Source organism: Nocardioides lijunqiniae, from assembly GCF_015024225.1.
GTDB classification, from domain to species: domain Bacteria; phylum Actinomycetota; class Actinomycetes; order Propionibacteriales; family Nocardioidaceae; genus Nocardioides; species Nocardioides lijunqiniae.
The window spans coordinates 49076-64470 of the sequence record NZ_JACJGM010000001.1; the positions used below are offsets into that span (position 1 = coordinate 49076).

General features: G+C 75.6%; 19 protein-coding genes. 9 read left to right on the forward strand and 10 right to left on the reverse strand.

The features are described from left to right. The first annotated feature begins 4 nt into the window (after window positions 1–4). A complete protein-coding gene (locus IRQ30_RS00255; protein ID WP_193611085.1) occupies window positions 5–679 on the forward strand; it encodes a sirohydrochlorin chelatase in 675 nt (224 codons plus the stop codon). A gap of 99 nt (window positions 680–778) precedes the next feature. On the opposite strand, the gene IRQ30_RS00260 is transcribed toward IRQ30_RS00255, so the two are convergent. From IRQ30_RS00260 to IRQ30_RS00280, 5 genes are read right to left on the reverse strand one after another with little or no spacing between them, the layout of a single operon-like run. Then, the gene (locus IRQ30_RS00260) at window positions 779–2296 is read right to left on the reverse strand and encodes a sodium:solute symporter family transporter (protein ID WP_193611086.1); all 1518 of its coding nucleotides are present in this window, start codon (window positions 2294–2296) and stop codon (window positions 779–781) included. A gap of 52 nt (window positions 2297–2348) precedes the next feature. After that, on the reverse strand, window positions 2349–2690 hold the full coding sequence (locus IRQ30_RS00265; protein WP_227466754.1) for a hypothetical protein: 342 nt from the start codon (window positions 2688–2690) through the stop codon (window positions 2349–2351). A 26-nt stretch (window positions 2691–2716) separates the two neighbouring features. Next, complete coding sequence (locus IRQ30_RS00270) at window positions 2717–3466, reverse strand: response regulator (RefSeq protein WP_193611088.1); 750 nt, start codon at window positions 3464–3466, stop codon at window positions 2717–2719. Beyond that, window positions 3463–4575 (reverse strand): sensor histidine kinase, encoded by a 1113-nt coding sequence (locus IRQ30_RS00275; RefSeq protein WP_193611089.1) that lies wholly within the window; start codon window positions 4573–4575, stop codon window positions 3463–3465. Before IRQ30_RS00275 ends, IRQ30_RS00270 begins: the two co-directional genes overlap by 4 nt. Window positions 4576–4578: 3 nt before the next feature. Then, the gene (locus tag IRQ30_RS00280; protein ID WP_193611090.1) at window positions 4579–5445 is read right to left on the reverse strand and encodes a class I SAM-dependent methyltransferase; all 867 of its coding nucleotides are present in this window, start codon (window positions 5443–5445) and stop codon (window positions 4579–4581) included. Window positions 5446–5479: 34 nt separating this feature from the next. Here IRQ30_RS00280 and IRQ30_RS00285 point away from each other — a divergent pair, with 34 nt between their 5' ends. Next, window positions 5480–6208: a Fic family protein gene (locus tag IRQ30_RS00285; RefSeq protein WP_193611091.1), complete on the forward strand. Its 729-nt coding sequence runs from the start codon at window positions 5480–5482 to the stop codon at window positions 6206–6208. 349 nt (window positions 6209–6557) lie between these two features. Here the strand turns inward: IRQ30_RS00285 and IRQ30_RS00290 are convergent, their stop codons facing one another. The 4 genes from IRQ30_RS00290 to IRQ30_RS00305 form a co-directional block, all read right to left on the reverse strand. Further along, window positions 6558–6914 carry a hypothetical protein gene (locus tag IRQ30_RS00290; RefSeq protein WP_193611092.1) on the reverse strand — a complete coding sequence of 119 codons (357 nt, stop codon included), beginning with the start codon at window positions 6912–6914 and terminating at the stop codon, window positions 6558–6560. 4 nt (window positions 6915–6918) lie between these two features. Beyond that, window positions 6919–8286: an alpha/beta hydrolase family protein gene (locus IRQ30_RS00295; RefSeq protein ID WP_193611093.1), complete on the reverse strand. Its 1368-nt coding sequence runs from the start codon at window positions 8284–8286 to the stop codon at window positions 6919–6921. Continuing rightward, window positions 8283–8807, reverse strand: a complete 525-nt coding sequence (locus IRQ30_RS00300; protein WP_193611094.1) for a hypothetical protein — start codon at window positions 8805–8807, stop codon at window positions 8283–8285. The genes IRQ30_RS00295 and IRQ30_RS00300 overlap by 4 nt, the downstream gene beginning before the upstream one ends. An 87-nt stretch (window positions 8808–8894) precedes the next feature. After that, complete coding sequence (locus tag IRQ30_RS00305) at window positions 8895–9689, reverse strand: HAD family hydrolase (protein ID WP_193611095.1); 795 nt, start codon at window positions 9687–9689, stop codon at window positions 8895–8897. 124 nt (window positions 9690–9813) lie between these two features. Between IRQ30_RS00305 and ssd the strand changes: the two genes are divergently transcribed. The 7 genes from ssd (at window position 9814) to IRQ30_RS00340 (ending at window position 14629) form a co-directional block, all read left to right on the forward strand. After that, entirely contained in the window at window positions 9814–10860 is a 1047-nt protein-coding gene (gene ssd, locus IRQ30_RS00310; RefSeq protein WP_193611096.1) for a septum site-determining protein Ssd, read from the forward strand. After that, entirely contained in the window at window positions 10857–12017 is a 1161-nt protein-coding gene (locus IRQ30_RS00315; protein WP_193611097.1) for a TadA family conjugal transfer-associated ATPase, read from the forward strand. The genes ssd and IRQ30_RS00315 overlap by 4 nt, the downstream gene beginning before the upstream one ends. Beyond that, complete coding sequence (locus tag IRQ30_RS00320; RefSeq protein ID WP_193611098.1) at window positions 12014–12808, forward strand: type II secretion system F family protein; 795 nt, start codon at window positions 12014–12016, stop codon at window positions 12806–12808. Before IRQ30_RS00315 ends, IRQ30_RS00320 begins: the two co-directional genes overlap by 4 nt. Continuing rightward, window positions 12805–13518 carry a type II secretion system F family protein gene (locus IRQ30_RS00325; RefSeq protein WP_193611099.1) on the forward strand — a complete coding sequence of 238 codons (714 nt, stop codon included), beginning with the start codon at window positions 12805–12807 and terminating at the stop codon, window positions 13516–13518. Before IRQ30_RS00320 ends, IRQ30_RS00325 begins: the two co-directional genes overlap by 4 nt. Before the next feature lie 144 nt (window positions 13519–13662). Continuing rightward, window positions 13663–13851 carry a DUF4244 domain-containing protein gene (locus IRQ30_RS00330; RefSeq protein ID WP_193606773.1) on the forward strand — a complete coding sequence of 63 codons (189 nt, stop codon included), beginning with the start codon at window positions 13663–13665 and terminating at the stop codon, window positions 13849–13851. After that, window positions 13848–14210 (forward strand): TadE family type IV pilus minor pilin, encoded by a 363-nt coding sequence (locus tag IRQ30_RS00335; RefSeq protein WP_193611100.1) that lies wholly within the window; start codon window positions 13848–13850, stop codon window positions 14208–14210. Before IRQ30_RS00330 ends, IRQ30_RS00335 begins: the two co-directional genes overlap by 4 nt. Next, window positions 14207–14629: an Rv3654c family TadE-like protein gene (locus IRQ30_RS00340; protein WP_193611101.1), complete on the forward strand. Its 423-nt coding sequence runs from the start codon at window positions 14207–14209 to the stop codon at window positions 14627–14629. Before IRQ30_RS00335 ends, IRQ30_RS00340 begins: the two co-directional genes overlap by 4 nt. Before the next feature lie 3 nt (window positions 14630–14632). On the opposite strand, the gene IRQ30_RS00345 is transcribed toward IRQ30_RS00340, so the two are convergent. Continuing rightward, complete coding sequence (locus tag IRQ30_RS00345; protein ID WP_193611102.1) at window positions 14633–15373, reverse strand: TetR/AcrR family transcriptional regulator; 741 nt, start codon at window positions 15371–15373, stop codon at window positions 14633–14635. Between the last annotated feature and the right edge of the window lie 22 nt (window positions 15374–15395).

Here is a 15395-nt window from a genome sequence, read left to right on the forward strand (position 1 = left end):
CGTCATGAGGCTCGTGACCGTCGCGCACGGCACCCGCAAGGCCTCCGGCAACCAGGTCGCGCGCGAGCTGACCGCCGCGGCCGGCGAGCGGTTGGGCGTCGAGGCGGTGTGCTCCTACGTCGAGCTGTCCGACCCCCTCTTCGAGACGGTCGTCGCGGCCTCCGCCGAGCCCACCGTGGTCGTGCCGCTGCTGCTGTCGACCGGCTTCCACGTCCGTCAGGACCTGCCGCGGATGGCCGAGGCCGCCGGCGGGCCGCTCGTGCTCGGGCGCCCGCTCGGGCCGCACCAGAGGATCGCCGAGGTGCAGCTGGCGCGGCTGGTGTCAGCGGGAGCATCGGTGGGGTCGGGGCGGCTGGTGCTGGTGGCCGCCGGGTCCTCCGACCCGTTGGCCACGCGTGACCTGACCCGCGCCGCCGAGCTGCTGGGCCGGCTGTGGGGCGGCCCGGTGGAGGTCGCGACGCTGTCCGCGCTGGGCCGCCGGCCGGCCGAGGTGGTGCGGCCCGGCGACGTGGTGTCGCCGTACCTGCTCTCGCCCGGCTACTTCGCCGACCGCGCCCGCGCGGAGTCGCTCGAGGCCGGCGCGGTGTGCGTCGCCGACGTCATCGGCCCCGACCCGCTCGTCGCCGACCTGATCGCGCAGCGGACGCTCGCCCTCGACGCCGTACGGCGGTCGGCGTAGGCAGCAGGGATTTCAGCATCTGCTGGTAAATGTCAGGTTCTGGGCCAGAATTCGGCCCGAAACAGCAGGCTTTTCAGCAGATGCTGAAAAACCTGCCCCCTAGCCCCGGTCCAGGTCGAGCGCCTCAGGTGTGTGCAGCCGCACCATGAAGCGGCGCGCGTGCACGGGCACCCGCGACGACGTGGCGCGCGAGACCAGGACCATCGTGATGAACGCCAGCGGCACGCTCCAGGCCGCCGGCTGCTCCAGCAGCACCCCGGGCCAGCCGTCGGAGGAGCCGTCGACGAGCGTCCACAGCACGCCGGCCCCCGAGCCCAGCCCTCCGGCCAGGAGGCCCGCGACCGCGCCGACGTCGGTGAGGCCGCGCCACCAGATCCCGAGCAGCAGCAGCGGGCAGAACGTCGAGGCCGCCACCGCGAACGCCAGCCCCACCGCCCGGGCGACGCCGACGCTCGGCAGCGCGAGGGCCACCGCCAGCGGCACGGCCACCGCGATCACCGCCCCGACCCGGAACGCCGCCACGCCGGACAGCCGCCGCGCGCGCAGCAGCCGTGGGGTCAGGTCCTGGCTCAGCACCCCGGCCACCGCGATCACCAGGCCCGACGACGTGGACAGGAACGCCGCGAAGGCGCCGGCCGTCACCAGCCCGGCCAGCAGCTCGCCGCCCACCCCCGGCACCATCAGCCGGGGCAGCTCGAGCACCAGCACGTCGGAGCGGCCGCTGGCGGCCAGCTCGGTGGCGTAGATCCGCCCGAGCGCGCCGTAGACCGGCGGCAGCAGGTAGAAGACGCCGAGCAGCGCCAGCACCACCAGCGTCGTACGGCGGGCGGCGCGGCCGTCGGGGTTGGTGTAGAACCGCACGACCACGTGCGGCAGGCCCATCGTGCCGAGGAACGTCGCGACGATCAGCGAGTAGGTGAGGTACAGGCCCTCGGTGCCGCCGCTCGCGAGCGGGACCGACCAGTCCGCGTCGGCCGGCATCCGGCTCCCCGGGGAGCCCTCGCCGGCCCAGACGACGAGCAGCACGGCGGCGGGCAGGAGCAGCGCGGTGAGCTTGAGCCAGTACTGGAACGCCTGCACGAACGTGATGCTGCGCATCCCGCCGGAGGTGACGTTGGCGAGCACCACCAACCCGACGATCACCGGCCCCAGCCAGATGGGCGCGCCGATCGCGGCCCGGAGCGTGAGGCCCGCACCGTGGAACTGCGGCAGCAGGTAGAGCCAGCCGATCGCCACCACCATGACCGAGCACAGCGTGCGCACCTGCCGCGAGCCGAGCCGGGCCTCGGCGAAGTCCGGGAGCGTGTAGGCGCCGCTGCGGCGCAGGGGCGCGGCGACGAGCACCAGCAGCAGGAGGTAGCCCGCGGTCCAGCCGATCGGGTACCACAGCATGTCGGCGCCGAACGTCAGCACCAGACCGGCGACGCCGAGGAACGACGCCGCCGAGAGGTACTCCCCGCCGATCGCCGACGCGTTGAGCGCCGGCCGCACCGAGCGCGACGCGACGAAGAAGTCGCTCGTCGTGCGCGAGAACCTCAGCCCCCACGTGCCGATCAGCAGCGTCGCGACGGTCACCAGCACCACCGCGACCAGGCCGGTGACGCTCTCGGTGCTCACCGGGTGCTCACCGGGTGCTCACGGGGCGCCCATGAGGGGGCTCACCGGGGGCTCATCCGTCGGCCTCGCTCATCAGGTCGGCGAAGTCGCGCTCGTTGCGCTCCGCGCGTCGCACGTAGGACCAGCCGAGCAGCACCAGCAGCGGGTAGACCAGCGCGCCCAGCAGCAGCCAGGCCAGCGGCAGCGGCCCCACGTGGACGGCGGACAGCCGCGGCAGCAGGTGGAAGGCGAGCGGCAGGCTGCCGACCGTGACGACCAGCAGCGCGATCGTGCGCAGGGCCAGGCGCAGCTGCTCGCGCAGGAGGGAGCCGAGGTAGACCCGGCCGAGCCGGGTCTCGTCGTCGATGTCGCCGGTACGGGCGCGGGGCGTGCCGCGCCGCGGCGGTCCCGTCACCCGGACCCGCTCGGGCCGCCCCTCGCTCACGACTCCCCGCGGCGCAGCAGCAGGTCGCGCAGCTCGCGCGTGTGCCGGCGGCTGACCCCGAGCTGGACGCCGCCGTCGGGGCCCGGCGGCCCGCCGACGACGACCGAGCAGCGCCCGGCGTCCATGCGCACCTCGCGCACGTGGGCCAGCGCGACCAGCAGCGAGCGGTGGATGCGCACGAAGCCCGCCGTGCGCCACTCCTCCTCGAGCGTCGACAGGGGTGTGCGGATCAGGTGGGAGCCGCCGGCGGTGTGGAGCCGCGCGTAGTCGCCCTGGGCCTCGACGTGGGTGACGTCGGCCCGGTCCACGAAGCGTGTGACACCACCACGTTCCACAGGGATCTGAGCGTCCTGACCGGTGCCCGGCGAACGCTCGCCGCCGGCGACCACACGCCGTACGGCCTCGGCCAGGCGGTCGGCGCGCACCGGCTTGAGCACGTAGTCGACCGCGCGGAGCTCGAAGGCGTCGACGGCGTGCGCCTCGTGGGCGGTGACGAACACGACCTGCGGCGGGCTGCGGAAGCGGGAGAGGACCTGGGCGAGGTCGAGGCCGGTCAGGCCCGGCATCTGGATGTCGAGGAACACGCAGTCGACGTCGGTCTGCTGCAGCGTGCGCAGACCCTCGGCCGCGGAGTCGCAGGTGAGGACCTCGCCGACCCGCTCGTCGCGCGAGAGCAGGTAGGCCAGCTCGTCGAGGGCCGGCCGCTCGTCGTCGACGACCAGCACCCGCAGCAGCGGGGGCGTCACACCTGCACCCCGGGGGCGAACTTCGGTACCCGCACGATCACCTTGGTGCCGGCGCCGGGAGCGGTCTCGACGACCAGGCCGTAGTCGTCGCCGTAGGTGTTGCGCAGCCGGCTGTCGACGTTGCCCAGCCCGACCGAGTCGAGCGCGGTGTCGCCCGCGAGCGCGCGCCGTACCTTGTCGGGGTCCTCGCCGACACCGTCGTCCTCCACCTCGATCACGCACTCCTGCCCGCGGTCCAGCGCCCCGATGCGCACGTGCCCGGCGCCCTCGACGTTGGCGAGCCCGTGGCGGACGGCGTTCTCGACGAGGGGCTGGATGCACAGGAAGGGTACGGCGACCGGCAGCACCTCGGGCGCGATGCTCAGCGTCACCTGGAGCCGCTCCCCGAAGCGGGCCTGCTCGAGCAGCAGGTAGCGCTCTACCGAGCGCAGCTCCTCGGCCAGCGTCGTGAAGTCGCCGTGGCTGCGGAAGGAGTAGCGGGTGAAGTCGGCGAACTCCATCAGCAGGTCGCGGGCACGGTCGGGGTCGGTGCGCACGAAGCTGGCGATGGCCCCCAGCGAGTTGTAGATGAAGTGCGGGCTGATCTGCGCACGCAGGGCGCGCACCTCGGCCTCGATGGCGCGGGTGCGCGACGCGTCGAGCTCGGCCAGCTCCAGCTGCCCCGAGACCCACTGGGCGACCTCGTCGGCGGCGCGGGCCAGCCCCGCGGTGGGGTACGGCGCGAAGGCCTGCAGGGTGCCGACGATGCGCTCCTCGACGACCAGCGGGCTGACGACCGCCGTACGCACGGGGCAGCCGGTCTCCTCGCACCCCAGGTCGGAGCGGTCGAAGACCCGCGTCGCGCCGCGGTCGAGAGTGGCCGCGACCAGGGTGGCCGCCTGCTCGGTGTGGTGCTGGCCGGTGCCGTCCCAGGCCAGGGCGGCCGCGGTGTCGGTGAGCGCCAGCGCGGGGGTGCCGAGCAGCGAGCGCAGGTGCCGGATGGAGCGTTCCGCCGAGTCGGTGGTCAGACCCTCACGCAGCGCGGGCGCGGCCAGCGAGGCGCGGTGCAGCGTGCGGAACGTCGCGCGGTCGGCCTCGGTGCCGAGATGGGTCCGCCGCCAGGCCCTCATGGCTCAGCGGAAGTCGATGAGGAGCATGCCGCTGTCGTCGTCGGTGGGCGGCGGCACCGGACCGTCGGCGGGGTCGCGGTCCTCGACCCGGTCCTCGCGCCCGGAGCTGCGCTCGATCGTCAGCGGGTCGGGCTCGGGCCGGTCCACGACCGTGGCGCGGAAGCAGCGGGTGACGTAGGGCAGCTGCATGCCGTCCATGCCGCGGCCGTAGTCGTCGTAGAGCGCCAGGACGTCGGCCAGCCGCGCGGCGCGCGCCTCGTCGTCCATGGCGATGACGTCGGATCGCGAGCGCACGAGGTCCAGGATCGACTCGCGGTCGACGTTCTGCCAGTGCTTGAACGCCTGCTCCTCTGCCGACCGGAAGTGGCGGGAGCGCTCGAGCACCTTCGCGGTGTCGACGTCGTGGCCGGCGGAGCCGATGATGCGGCCGAGCTTGCGCACCCAGGGGATGCGCTCGTCGCGGTCGTTGCGCACGATCGCGAGGTGACCGCCGGGCTTGAGGACGCGCGCGATCTCCGGCAGCGCGCGCTCGTGGTCGAACCAGTGGAAGGCCTGCGCCACCACGACGACGTCGTAGGAGGAGTCGGAGGCCGGAACGTCCTCGGCGCCGGTGAGCGAGGCGCGGACATCGGGCAGCCGGCGCTGCAGCACGTCGAGCATCGCGGCGTCGGGCTCGGTGGCGTGGACGTCGTGGCCCAGGGCGACCAGCTGCTCGGTGAGCTTGCCCGTGCCGGCCGCCAGCTCCAGCACGGTGAGCGGCTGGTCGGCGGTCAACCAGGCCACCGCGTCCCGGGGGTAGGTGGGGCGGCCGCGGTCGTAGGCGTCGGCGACGCTCCCGAAGGAGCGGGCGGGAGGCAGGTGGTCGGTCATCGGGGTCGAGGCTACCCGCGGATAGCCTTCGGACGTGGCTTCCGATCCCCTTGCGTGGCTGGTGTCTCTCGAAGGCGTCCCCTCGGCGTACGCCGCCGTGCGCGACGGCATCGACGTGATGCTGCGCGACCGCGGGCTGCGGCGCACCTCGCCGGAGACGACCGCCGAGTCGCTCCTGCGCGGCGCGCACGCCAGCGCGGTGCTCGAGGGCTCGACCTCGACGCTCGCCCAGGTGCGCGAGGGCGCGGGCGACGAGACGGCGCAGGACGTCCTGCGGATGTCGACCGAGCTCCTCGGGCTGGCACCGCTGCTGGGTCGCAGCCCCGCGCAGGCCTTCGCCCGGCTGCACGCGGTGGTCTCGTCCGGCTCGCTGCCCGACGACCAGCGCGGGCGCCCGCGCGACGCCGAGTCGGCTGCGCGGCTGCGCGACATCGGTGCCCTGCTGACCCGTCCGACCGACGCGCCCGCCCTGCTGGTGGCCGCGCTGATCCACGGCGAGCTCGTCACGGCGGCGCCGTTCGCCTCCCACAACGGCGTGGTCGCCCGCGCCGCGGAGCGCCTGGTCATCGTCGCGCGCGGCGTCGACGAGAAGTCGCTCGTCGTGCCCGAGGCCGGGCACCTGGCGCTGCGGGCGGCGTACGAGTCCAACCTCGTCGGCTACGCCGAGGGCGGCGCGGCCGGCATGCACGCCTGGGTGCTCTACGCCGCCGAGGCGTTCGCCGCCGGCGCCGAGGCGAGCCCGCTGCGGCGTGCCGCGGACTGACGGGGCGCAGTTTCCCCAAGGTATGCAGGGGAAGGTGCACGTCCCTCGGTCTGCAGCGCCCGGGAAGTGACGCTTCGGCTGCATACCTTGGGGAAACGTCACCCCGGCGGCAGCGCCGAGCGAGCATGCAGGTGGCGCCCGAGTCTCGAGGACTCGAACGCCACCGCTGACACGTGAGCACATGGCTACCAAGCGTGCATCGTCTAATTGCTGCTGCGGGAAGATCCCGAAGACAGCGCCCTCAAAGAAGGGAGATCGCCGCGTGGGTACCGGGCTCGCGTGCTGCTCTTGAGTTGTCTGCTCCCAGTTCTACGCCCCTGCCGCGACGGGTGCAAGGGTTGACATTCGCTCAGGGGGCGAGGCGGGTCCGCAGCTCGCGACCCAGGGGCGGCTGGCTGGTGCCGAGGTCGCCGGGCACCACCGGCTCGCCGTCCGGCGTACGGCCGGAGAGGTAGAACGTCACCCGGTCGACGTCGTCGCCCAGCAGGTCGGCGAGGGTCGAGACGGCCGTGCGGAGCACGGTCAGGAACGTGGGTGAGTCGTCCACGTCGACCACGCCGTGCAGGGCGCCGCCGCCGTACTGCTGGTGCTGGTAGGTCAGCGAGTGCCCGGACACGCCGGGCAGCTGCGTCACGGCGTCGCCCACCGCGTGGGTCACGGACGACTCGTCGGGGCGGCTGCCGAAGACTCGCGACAGCAGACCCATGGCGTCAGTCCCCTCGGCTCACCGGAACGTCCACGGCCGTCGCCGAGCCGCCGGGACCGACGAGGAACGGCGCGAGCGCGGACTGGTACTGCTGGAGGGTAGCCGCGTTCGCGCCGCCGGCGGCCATCTGCTCGCGCACCGAGCTGATGTACTCCTGGTAGGAGTGGTTGGTGGCCGGGTCGAAGACGTGGCTGGGGCTGTCCAGGGTGACGGTGCTCGCGGGCGTCGGGAACTCGCCCGAGGTCGAGACGCCGCCGAGGTCCAGGCGCGGCACCCAGTCGTTGCCGTGCTGGATCTGCAGGGCCTGCACGCCGGGGGCGAGCTGCATGTGGTCGATGGGGGCGCCGTACGTCAGCACGTGCGTGACGCCGTAGCGCTCGACGATGCCGGGGTCGGAGGCCAGCTGCCCGGCGATGATGCCGCCCTGGCTGTGCCCGACGAACATCACCGGCGAGCCGGCCGGGATGCCGGCGTTGTCCATGGCCAGGCGCACCGACTCCGCGGCCGCCGTCGGATTGCCGGCGACCAGGCCGAGGTTGGCCGAGAGGTCGCGCGGCTGCCCGCCCGCCGCGGGCGACCAGCTCTCGGTGCCCGGGATCGCGACGATGTACGCCGGCGTCCCGGTGCCGTTGTCGACCTTGGTGATCCGCACGTCGCCGTCGCTGCCGGGCGCCATGCCGACGGTGTAGCCGTCGGCCACCCCCTGCATCAGCGAGGGCAGGTCGGTGGGCCGGGTGACGGCCGGCTGGAACGGCCCGGCGGCGGTCGGGTCCGTGGGGGCGTCGACGGGGGAGCCGGCCAGGCCGCGGCCCTCGCCGAACCACCGCTCGTCCTCGCCGGTGACCAGGTTGACGACGCTGCCGACGCCGGCGCCGGCCGTGGCCAGGGCGCTCGCGGCGATCTCCGCGACCGACCAGTCCTCCTTGCCGGTCAGGACGTCGCCGATCTTGCCGACAAGGCCGCCGGCGTGGTCGAGGGTGCGACCGATCCCGGAGAAGAAGGCGCCGAGGTGCTGGCCCAGCCAGGCGCCGATCCCGCCCTGCCGGGTCTGCTCGAGGGTCACCGGCGTGCCGCCGGCCGAGGAGGCGGCGCCGCCGGACCCGGAGTCGGACGTGGCGTCCTGCGCCTCGGCCTCCTGGCGGATCAGCAGGGCGAGGCCGGTGAGGTGCTGGGCGGCGGTGTCGAGGCTCGGTCGCTCGACGCCCTGCCAGGAGTCGCGGGTGCGGTCGGCGTCGGAGCCGGTCCAGTCGAACGCGTAGAGGAGCGCGTCGAGACGGGTCGCCAGCTCCTTGATTTCCTGGGCCCCGGTCTCGAGGTGCCCGCTCGCCGCCAGCCCGGCGGCGGTGTCCATCCCGTGAGTGACCACGCTCATGACGCGTCCTCCAGCGACCGCACGAGCGCCTCCATGGCGCCGGTGACGTCCCAGATCACCAGGTCCGCGACGGCTCCCGGTGCCTGCGGGCGCAGCGTGGTGCTGCCGTCACCGTGCTGCTCGACGGACCACAGCTCGTCGGCGGTGGCCAGCCAGCTGCGCACGACGACGCTGCCGAGGCGGTCGCCCTCCCCGACGACGGTGGCGATCACGACCGAGGCCTCGCAGGCCTCGACGAAGCCGGGACCCGGCTGGCGCGGCTCGGGAGCGGGCCGGCCCTGAGGCTCGTCCTGCAGGTGCCCGACGGGCGGCAGCAGGTCGCGGATGGTGGGCCAGAGACGGTCGGTCGGGAACGTCGTGGACACCCCGTCCTCCACCGCCACCGACTGCGTGCCGGCCAGCTCGATGTCGACGCGGCGGGTGGTGTCGCCGTGGGTGACGGCGACGCGCAGGGCGACGGTGGGTCGCCGCACGGGTGCCGCGACGAGGGGGCCGGGCTCGGGCGGCTGGGCGGACGTCATGGGCCGACGCTAGGCGCGAGCGCGCGGGCGCGGCAGGTGGAACGTTCCGTCTTGTGAGGGTCGGGCGCGCCGCCGTGGCGGTGAGCGTCAGGCGTCGAGGCGGCGGCGGCGGGCGGTCGCCCACCACAGCCCGCCCGCGGTGACCGCGCCGCCCAGCGCGAGGACCGCCAGCGTGGGCTTCGCGGGCGGCAGCCGCAGCCGGCTGCGCAGGGTGACCGGCCGGGTGAAGACCAGGACCGGCCACTGGTTCGACTGCGCGATCCTGCGCAGCTCGCGGTCGGGGTTGACGGCGTAGGGATGCCCCACCGCCTCGAGCATCGGGACGTCGGTCACCGAGTCGCTGTAGGCGTAGCTCTCCGACAGGTCGTAGCCGACCTCGTCGGCCAGCCGGCGCATCGCGACGGCCTTCTCGCCGGCGTAGGCGTAGTAGCTGATCTCGCCGCTGTAGCGGCCGTCGACGATCTCCAGCTGCGAGGCGACGACCCGGTCGGCGCCGAGCATCTCGCCGATCGGCTCCACGAGCTCGCTGCCGGAGGCCGAGACGATGACGATGTCGCGGCCCGCCGCGCGGTGCTCCTCCATCAGCGACACGGCCTCGTCGTAGACCAGGGGGTCGACGATGTGGTGCAGCGTCTCGGCGACGATCTCGCGCACCGTGGCGACGTCCCAGCCGGCGCACAGCTGCGACATGAACTGCCGCATCCGCTCCATCTGGTCGTGGTCGGCGCCCCCGACCATGTAGACGAACTGAGCGTACGTCGAGCGCAGCACGGCGCGTCGCGAGATCAGCCCCCCGGCCTGGAACGGCTTCGAGAAGGCGAACGTGCTCGACTTGGCGATGATCGTCTTGTCGAGGTCGAAGAAGGCCGCGGTCTGCGCCATGGGCTCATCGTAGGCGGCGGGCACAGGCCACGAGGGATGCACAGGCGTGGGTCGCCGCCCGGTTCCTCCACAGGCGGCGCCTTGCGAAGGCGACGCCGTCGGTCGGCGCGGGGACGCTGGCGCCATGACCTCACCGCTCTTCGTGACCCGAGACGAGACCCTCCTCGACGAGCTGCTGCGCCTCGCGGCGGCCGCGGGGATCACCCCCGAGGTGGCCAGCGACGCCGGCGCCGCCCTTCGCTCCTGGACCGCGGCGCCGCTGGTGCTGGTGGGGGCCGACGCGGCGGAGGAGACGTCGCTGCTCGGGCCGACCCGGCGCCCCGGGGTCCACGTCGTCAGCTGGGGGCAGGTGCCGCACGAGCTGTTCCGCACGGCGCTGGCGCTGGGCGCCGAGAGCGTCACCGAGCTGCCCCGCTCCGACACCTGGCTCACCGAGACCCTGACCGACCTCGGGGACCAGGCGCCCGCGCGCAGCCTCGTGGTGGGGGTCGTCGGGGGCTCGGGGGGAGCCGGGGCGACCACGTTCGCCTGTGCGCTCGGCCAGGTCGCCGCCCACCGCGGCCACGCGGTGGTCATCGACTGCGACCCGCTCGGTCCGGGCGTCGACCGGGTGCTCGGGCTGGAGTCCCACGACGGCTTCCGGTGGGACGCGCTGTGCCAGACGACGGGCCGGCTGAGCGGCCGGGCGCTGCGCGAGGCGCTGCCCAAGCGCGGCTCGCTGGGAGTGCTGTCCTGGTACGCCGGCACGGCCGGGTCGCTGCAGGCCTTCGCCGTGCGCGAGGCGCTGTCCGCCGCGCGGCGCGGCCACGACGTGGTGGTGGTCGACCTGCCGCGCGCGGCGCCGCCCGTGCTCGAGGAGGTCGTGGCCCGCTGCGACCTGGTCCTGCTGGTGGTGCAGCCCACCGTCGCCGGCGTCGCCTCCGCGGCCCGGCTCGCGACGCAGCTCGGCCGCGGCCCGCAGCTGCGGCTGGTGGTGCGCGGCCACGGGCTCGCTCCCCGCGACGTCGCCAAGGCGACCGGGGTGCCGGTGCTGGCCGAGATGTCCGACCAGCGCGGGCTCGCCGAGGCGATCGACCTCGGGCTGGGCCCGGTGCGCTCACGACGCGGGCAGCTCGGGCGGGCGGCGGCCGGCGTGCTCGACCGGGTCGCGGTGATGGGCCGCGCGGCATGAGCGCCGACCCCGTCGCCGTCGGCCTGGTGCGCGACCGACTCGCCCGCGACCCCGGCGACCTCACGCCGCACCGGGTGGCCGAGGCGCTGCGCACGGCGGGGCGGCCCGTCGGCGACGCCACGGTCCTGGAGGTCTACGAGACGCTGCGTCGCGACGTGGTCGGGGCGGGGCCGCTCGAGCCCCTGCTGCGGCTGCCGGACGTCACCGACGTGCTCGTCAACGGGGCGGGCCCGGTCTACCTCGACCGCGGCCGGGGCCTCGAGGAGACCGACGTACGCCTGGCCGACGAGGACGCCGTACGCCGGCTGGCGCAACGGCTCGCCGGCGCGGGCGGTCGCCGCCTCGACGACGCGGCGCCGTTCGTCGACCTGCGCCTGGCCGACGGGACCCGCTTCCACGCGGTGCTCTCGCCCCTCGCGCGACCCGGCACCCTGATCTCCCTGCGCGTGCCGCGACGGCGGGGCTTCACGCTGGCCGAGCTGCTCGCGGCCGGCTTCCTCAACGAGCGGTCCGAGGCGCTGGTGCGGGCGGTCGTGGAGTCGCGGCTGGCCTTCCTGGTCAGCGGCGGCACCGGGACGGGCAAGACCACGCTGCTGGCCGCCCTGCTCGCGGCGGTGGCGCCCCAGGAGCGGCTGGTGGTGGTCGAGGACTCCTCCGAGCTGCGGCCCGAGCACCCCCACGTGGTCGGGCTCGAGGCGCGGCCCGCCAACGTCGAGGGGTCGGGGCGGGTCGACGTCCGCACGCTGGTGCGGCAGGCGCTGCGCATGCGACCGGACCGCCTCGTGGTGGGAGAGGTGCGTGGCGCGGAGGTCGTCGACCTGCTCGCCGCCCTCAACACCGGCCACGAGGGCGGCTGCGGCACCCTGCACGCCAACTCCGCGGCCGACGTGCCGGCCCGCGTGGAGGCGCTCGCGCTGGCGGCCGGGCTCGGCCGGGCGGCCACCCACAGCCAGCTGGCGTCGGCCGTCGACGTCGTGCTCCACCTGGCGCGGGGTCGTGACGGGGCGCGGCGCCTGGCCGAGGTGGCGGTGCCGCTCCGCGGCGCCGACGGGCTGGTGACGATGGAGACCGCCGTCGCCGTCGATGCGACCGGCTCCGCGCGGGCCGGGCCGGCGTGGGAGCGGCTGGCCGAGGTGCTCGTGGCCCGTGCCGCATGACCGAGCCCGCCGCCTGGGTCGCCGTCGTCGCGGCGGTCCTGGCGGTGCTGCTCGTGCTGCCGTCCGGGAGCGCTCGTCCGGCGGAGGGGTCAGGTGGGGAGCCGCGGGGGCGGCCGCCTCGGTGGTGGTCGGTGGGTGGAGTCGTCGCCGCGGCGGTCGCGGTGCTGCCGCCGTCGGCGCTGGTGCTGGTCGGGCTCGCCGTCGCCGTGGGAGTCGCCGCCACCGTGCTGCTCCGCGCCCGCCGGCGCCGGATGCTGGCGCGGGCCACGTCGCGCCGGGTGCTGGAGCTCTGCGAGCACCTCTCCTCCGACCTCGGCGCCGGACAGCCGCCGGGCGCGGTGCTGGTGCGGGCGGCGGAGGAGTGGCCGGTGGTGGCACCCGTGGCCGAGGCGCACCGGATCGGCTCCGACGTCCCCGGGGCCTGGCGCGAGCTCGCGCGCCTCCCCGGAGCCGACGACCTGCGCCTGGTCGCCGCGGCGTGGCAGCTGACCCACCGCACCGGCGCCGGGCTGGCCGACGCCGTCGACCGGGTGGCACGCGGGCTGCGTGCGGCCCAGGCCACCCGTCGCACCGTCGACGGCGAGCTGGCCTCGGCCCGCGCCACGGCGCGCCTCGTCGCCGCGTTGCCGCTGGTCGCCCTGGCCATGGGGTCGGGCGCGGGCGGTGACCCGTGGGGTTTCCTCCTGGGGCACCCCCTGGGCCTCGCGTGCCTCGCCGCCGGCCTGGCGCTGGGCTTCGCCGGGCTCTGGTGGATCGAGGCGATCGCGCGCGACGTGGAGCGCAGCGCATGAGCTGGGTCGCGGCCGTGGCCGCCGCCCTGGCGGTCGCGCTGCTGCTCCCACCCCGGCGTCGCCTTCCGGCGCCCGCGGGCGACGGCGTCCCCGAGCCGGTGCAGGAGGACGTGTCGCGCCGCTGGCGCCCCGTCCTGGTGATGCTCGCCGGCGCCGGGGTCGCGCTGTTCGTCGGCGGGAGCGCCGGCGCTGTCGTCGGTCCGGTCGCGGCGGTGGTGGCCTGGGTGGTGCTCGGGCGCAGCGAGCCGAGCGTCGTACGCCGACGTCGCGAGCGCATCGCGCGCGAGCTGCCGCACGTGGTCACACTGCTCGCGGCGGCCCTGCGCGCGGGCGCCACGTCCGTGGAGGCCACGCGCCTGGTCTGCCGGGCGCTGCCCGGCCCCGCCACGGAGCGGCTGCTGCGGGCCGTCGCCCACCTCGACCTCGGCGCCGACCCGTCCGCGGTGTGGGCCGAGGTCGCCCGCCAGCCCGGCCTGGCGCCGCTCGGGCGCGTCCTGGCCCGCTCCCACGACACCGGTGCCTCGGTCGTCGTCGCCGTCGAGCGGCTCTCCGACGAGCTGGCGACCGAGATGCGCGGGGCCGTCGAGGACCGCGCCCGGGCCGTCGGGGTCAAGGCCGCCCTGCCGCTGGGGCTCTGCCTGCTGCCGGCGTTCCTGCTGATCGGGATCGTGCCGCTGGTGGCCGGTCTGCTGGGGGAGGTCACGCGATGAGCGACCACCCTCCGTCCACAGGGGCCCTCCCGCGCAGGCGCCGTGCACAGGAACCGGGCCGAGCGGGCCACGCTGTCGGCCGGGTCGCCGAGGCTCCTGCTCAGACGGCCGTACCCCGCGGCCACCCACCCGAGGAGCGAGCACATGACACAGCGCAGCACCGGCCGCCGCACGACCGGCGAGCAGGGCATCACCACGGCGGAGTACGCCGTCGGCACGGCCGCGGGAGCCGGTCTCGCCGGCCTGCTCTACAAGCTGCTGACCGGCGGCTTCGGCGACCGGCTCCTGAAGACGCTCTTCGACCACGTCCTGGGCCTCCTGGGCATCGGATGAGGTGTCGCGGCCAGCGCGGGGCCGTCACGGCCGAGCTCGCACTGGGCCTGCCCCTGCTGGTCGCGGTGACGATCGGCCTGGTGTGGCTGCTCGCCGTCGGGGCGGCGCAGGTGCGCGTCGTGGACGCCGCCCGCGAGACGGCGCGCGCCGCGGCCCGGGGTGACACCGACGCCGAGGCGGTCGCGGCGGGTGAGCGCGTGGCCGCCGCGGGCAGTCGGGTCTCGGTGCGCCGTCACGACGGTCGGGTCGTCGCCGTGGCCTCGGGACGGGTCCAGGGTCCGGGGGGCCTCTTCGGCTTCCTGCCGGGCGTCGAGGTGCGCGCCGAGGCGGTCGCCCTCGACGAGGAGGTCGCGCCGTGACCGGGTGGTGGCGGGTCCAGGTCGCGCGGGGCGCGCGACGCGGTGAGGGAGGCGCCGCCACCCTGTTCGCGGTGTCGTGCCTCGCGGTGCTGCTGATGCTGGGCGCGGCGCTCGGCGTCGTCGCCGCCGTGGTGGTCGCCCACCGCCAGGCCCAGGCCGCGGCCGACCTGTCGGCGCTGGCCGGGGCGGAGGTGCTCGGTCGCGGCCGCGACCCGTGCGCCGCCGCGGCGCAGGTCGCGGCGGCCAACGGCGCCCGCCTCGCGGCATGCACGGTCACCGGCCGCGACGTGCTCGTGGAGGTGGTCGTCGCCGGACCTCACTGGCTGGGCCAGCAGGCCGATCCGTCCGCGCGTGCCCGCGCCGGACCGACCCCGACGATGCGGGTCGGCGCCGCGCCGGCTCCGGTCCCCTGGAGGTGACGCCTAGTCGCGGCCGCCGGTGCTGTCGCCGGCGGCGGCGAGGGCACGGCGGAGCCACTCGTCCAGCAGGGCGCGCTCGGCGTCGGAGAGCCCCGGCAGCTCGGGAGCCAGCGCCGCCAGCGTGACGACCGCGGTCGTGATCCGGTCGTCCCCCGACGTCACTGGCTCCGCCGCGAGGATGCGTCCGGCCACGGCGTCGAAGAGGTCGTCGACCAGGCCGAGGTCCCGCTGCGCGGCCGGCTTCTCGAGCAGCGCCAGCACGGTCCCGGTGCCGGCGGCGTGGATCATGTCGAGCGCGCGCGCCTCGTCCACCCGGAGCAGGCCCGCGGCCGCGATCCGGCGCACCCGCGCCCGCAGCACCTCGATCCCCGCCGCCGTCGCGGCCGACGGCTCGCTCCGGCCGGACGCGTTGCTGAGCAGCGCGTAGAGACCGGGGTTGGCCAGGCCGAACTCCACGTGCAGCCGCCACCCGGCGCGCAGGTCCGCCACCGGGTCGAGCTCGGTGTCGGCGACCGCTGACCGCTTGGCGGCGACGTAGGTCGCCATCACGTGCTCGGCGACCGCCTGGACGAGGCCGTCCTTGTCGCCGAACAGCCGGTAGATCGTGGGCGCCTGCACGCCGGCGGCGTGGGCGACCCCACGCGTGGTCAGGGCGGGCGCGCCGTGCTCGTTCAGCAGGCGAGCCGCGGCGCCGACGACCCGCGCGCGCACGTCGTCCTGGGCGGGCGGAGCGTCGGAGGGCATGAAGCGATGGTATCGCCGCCGC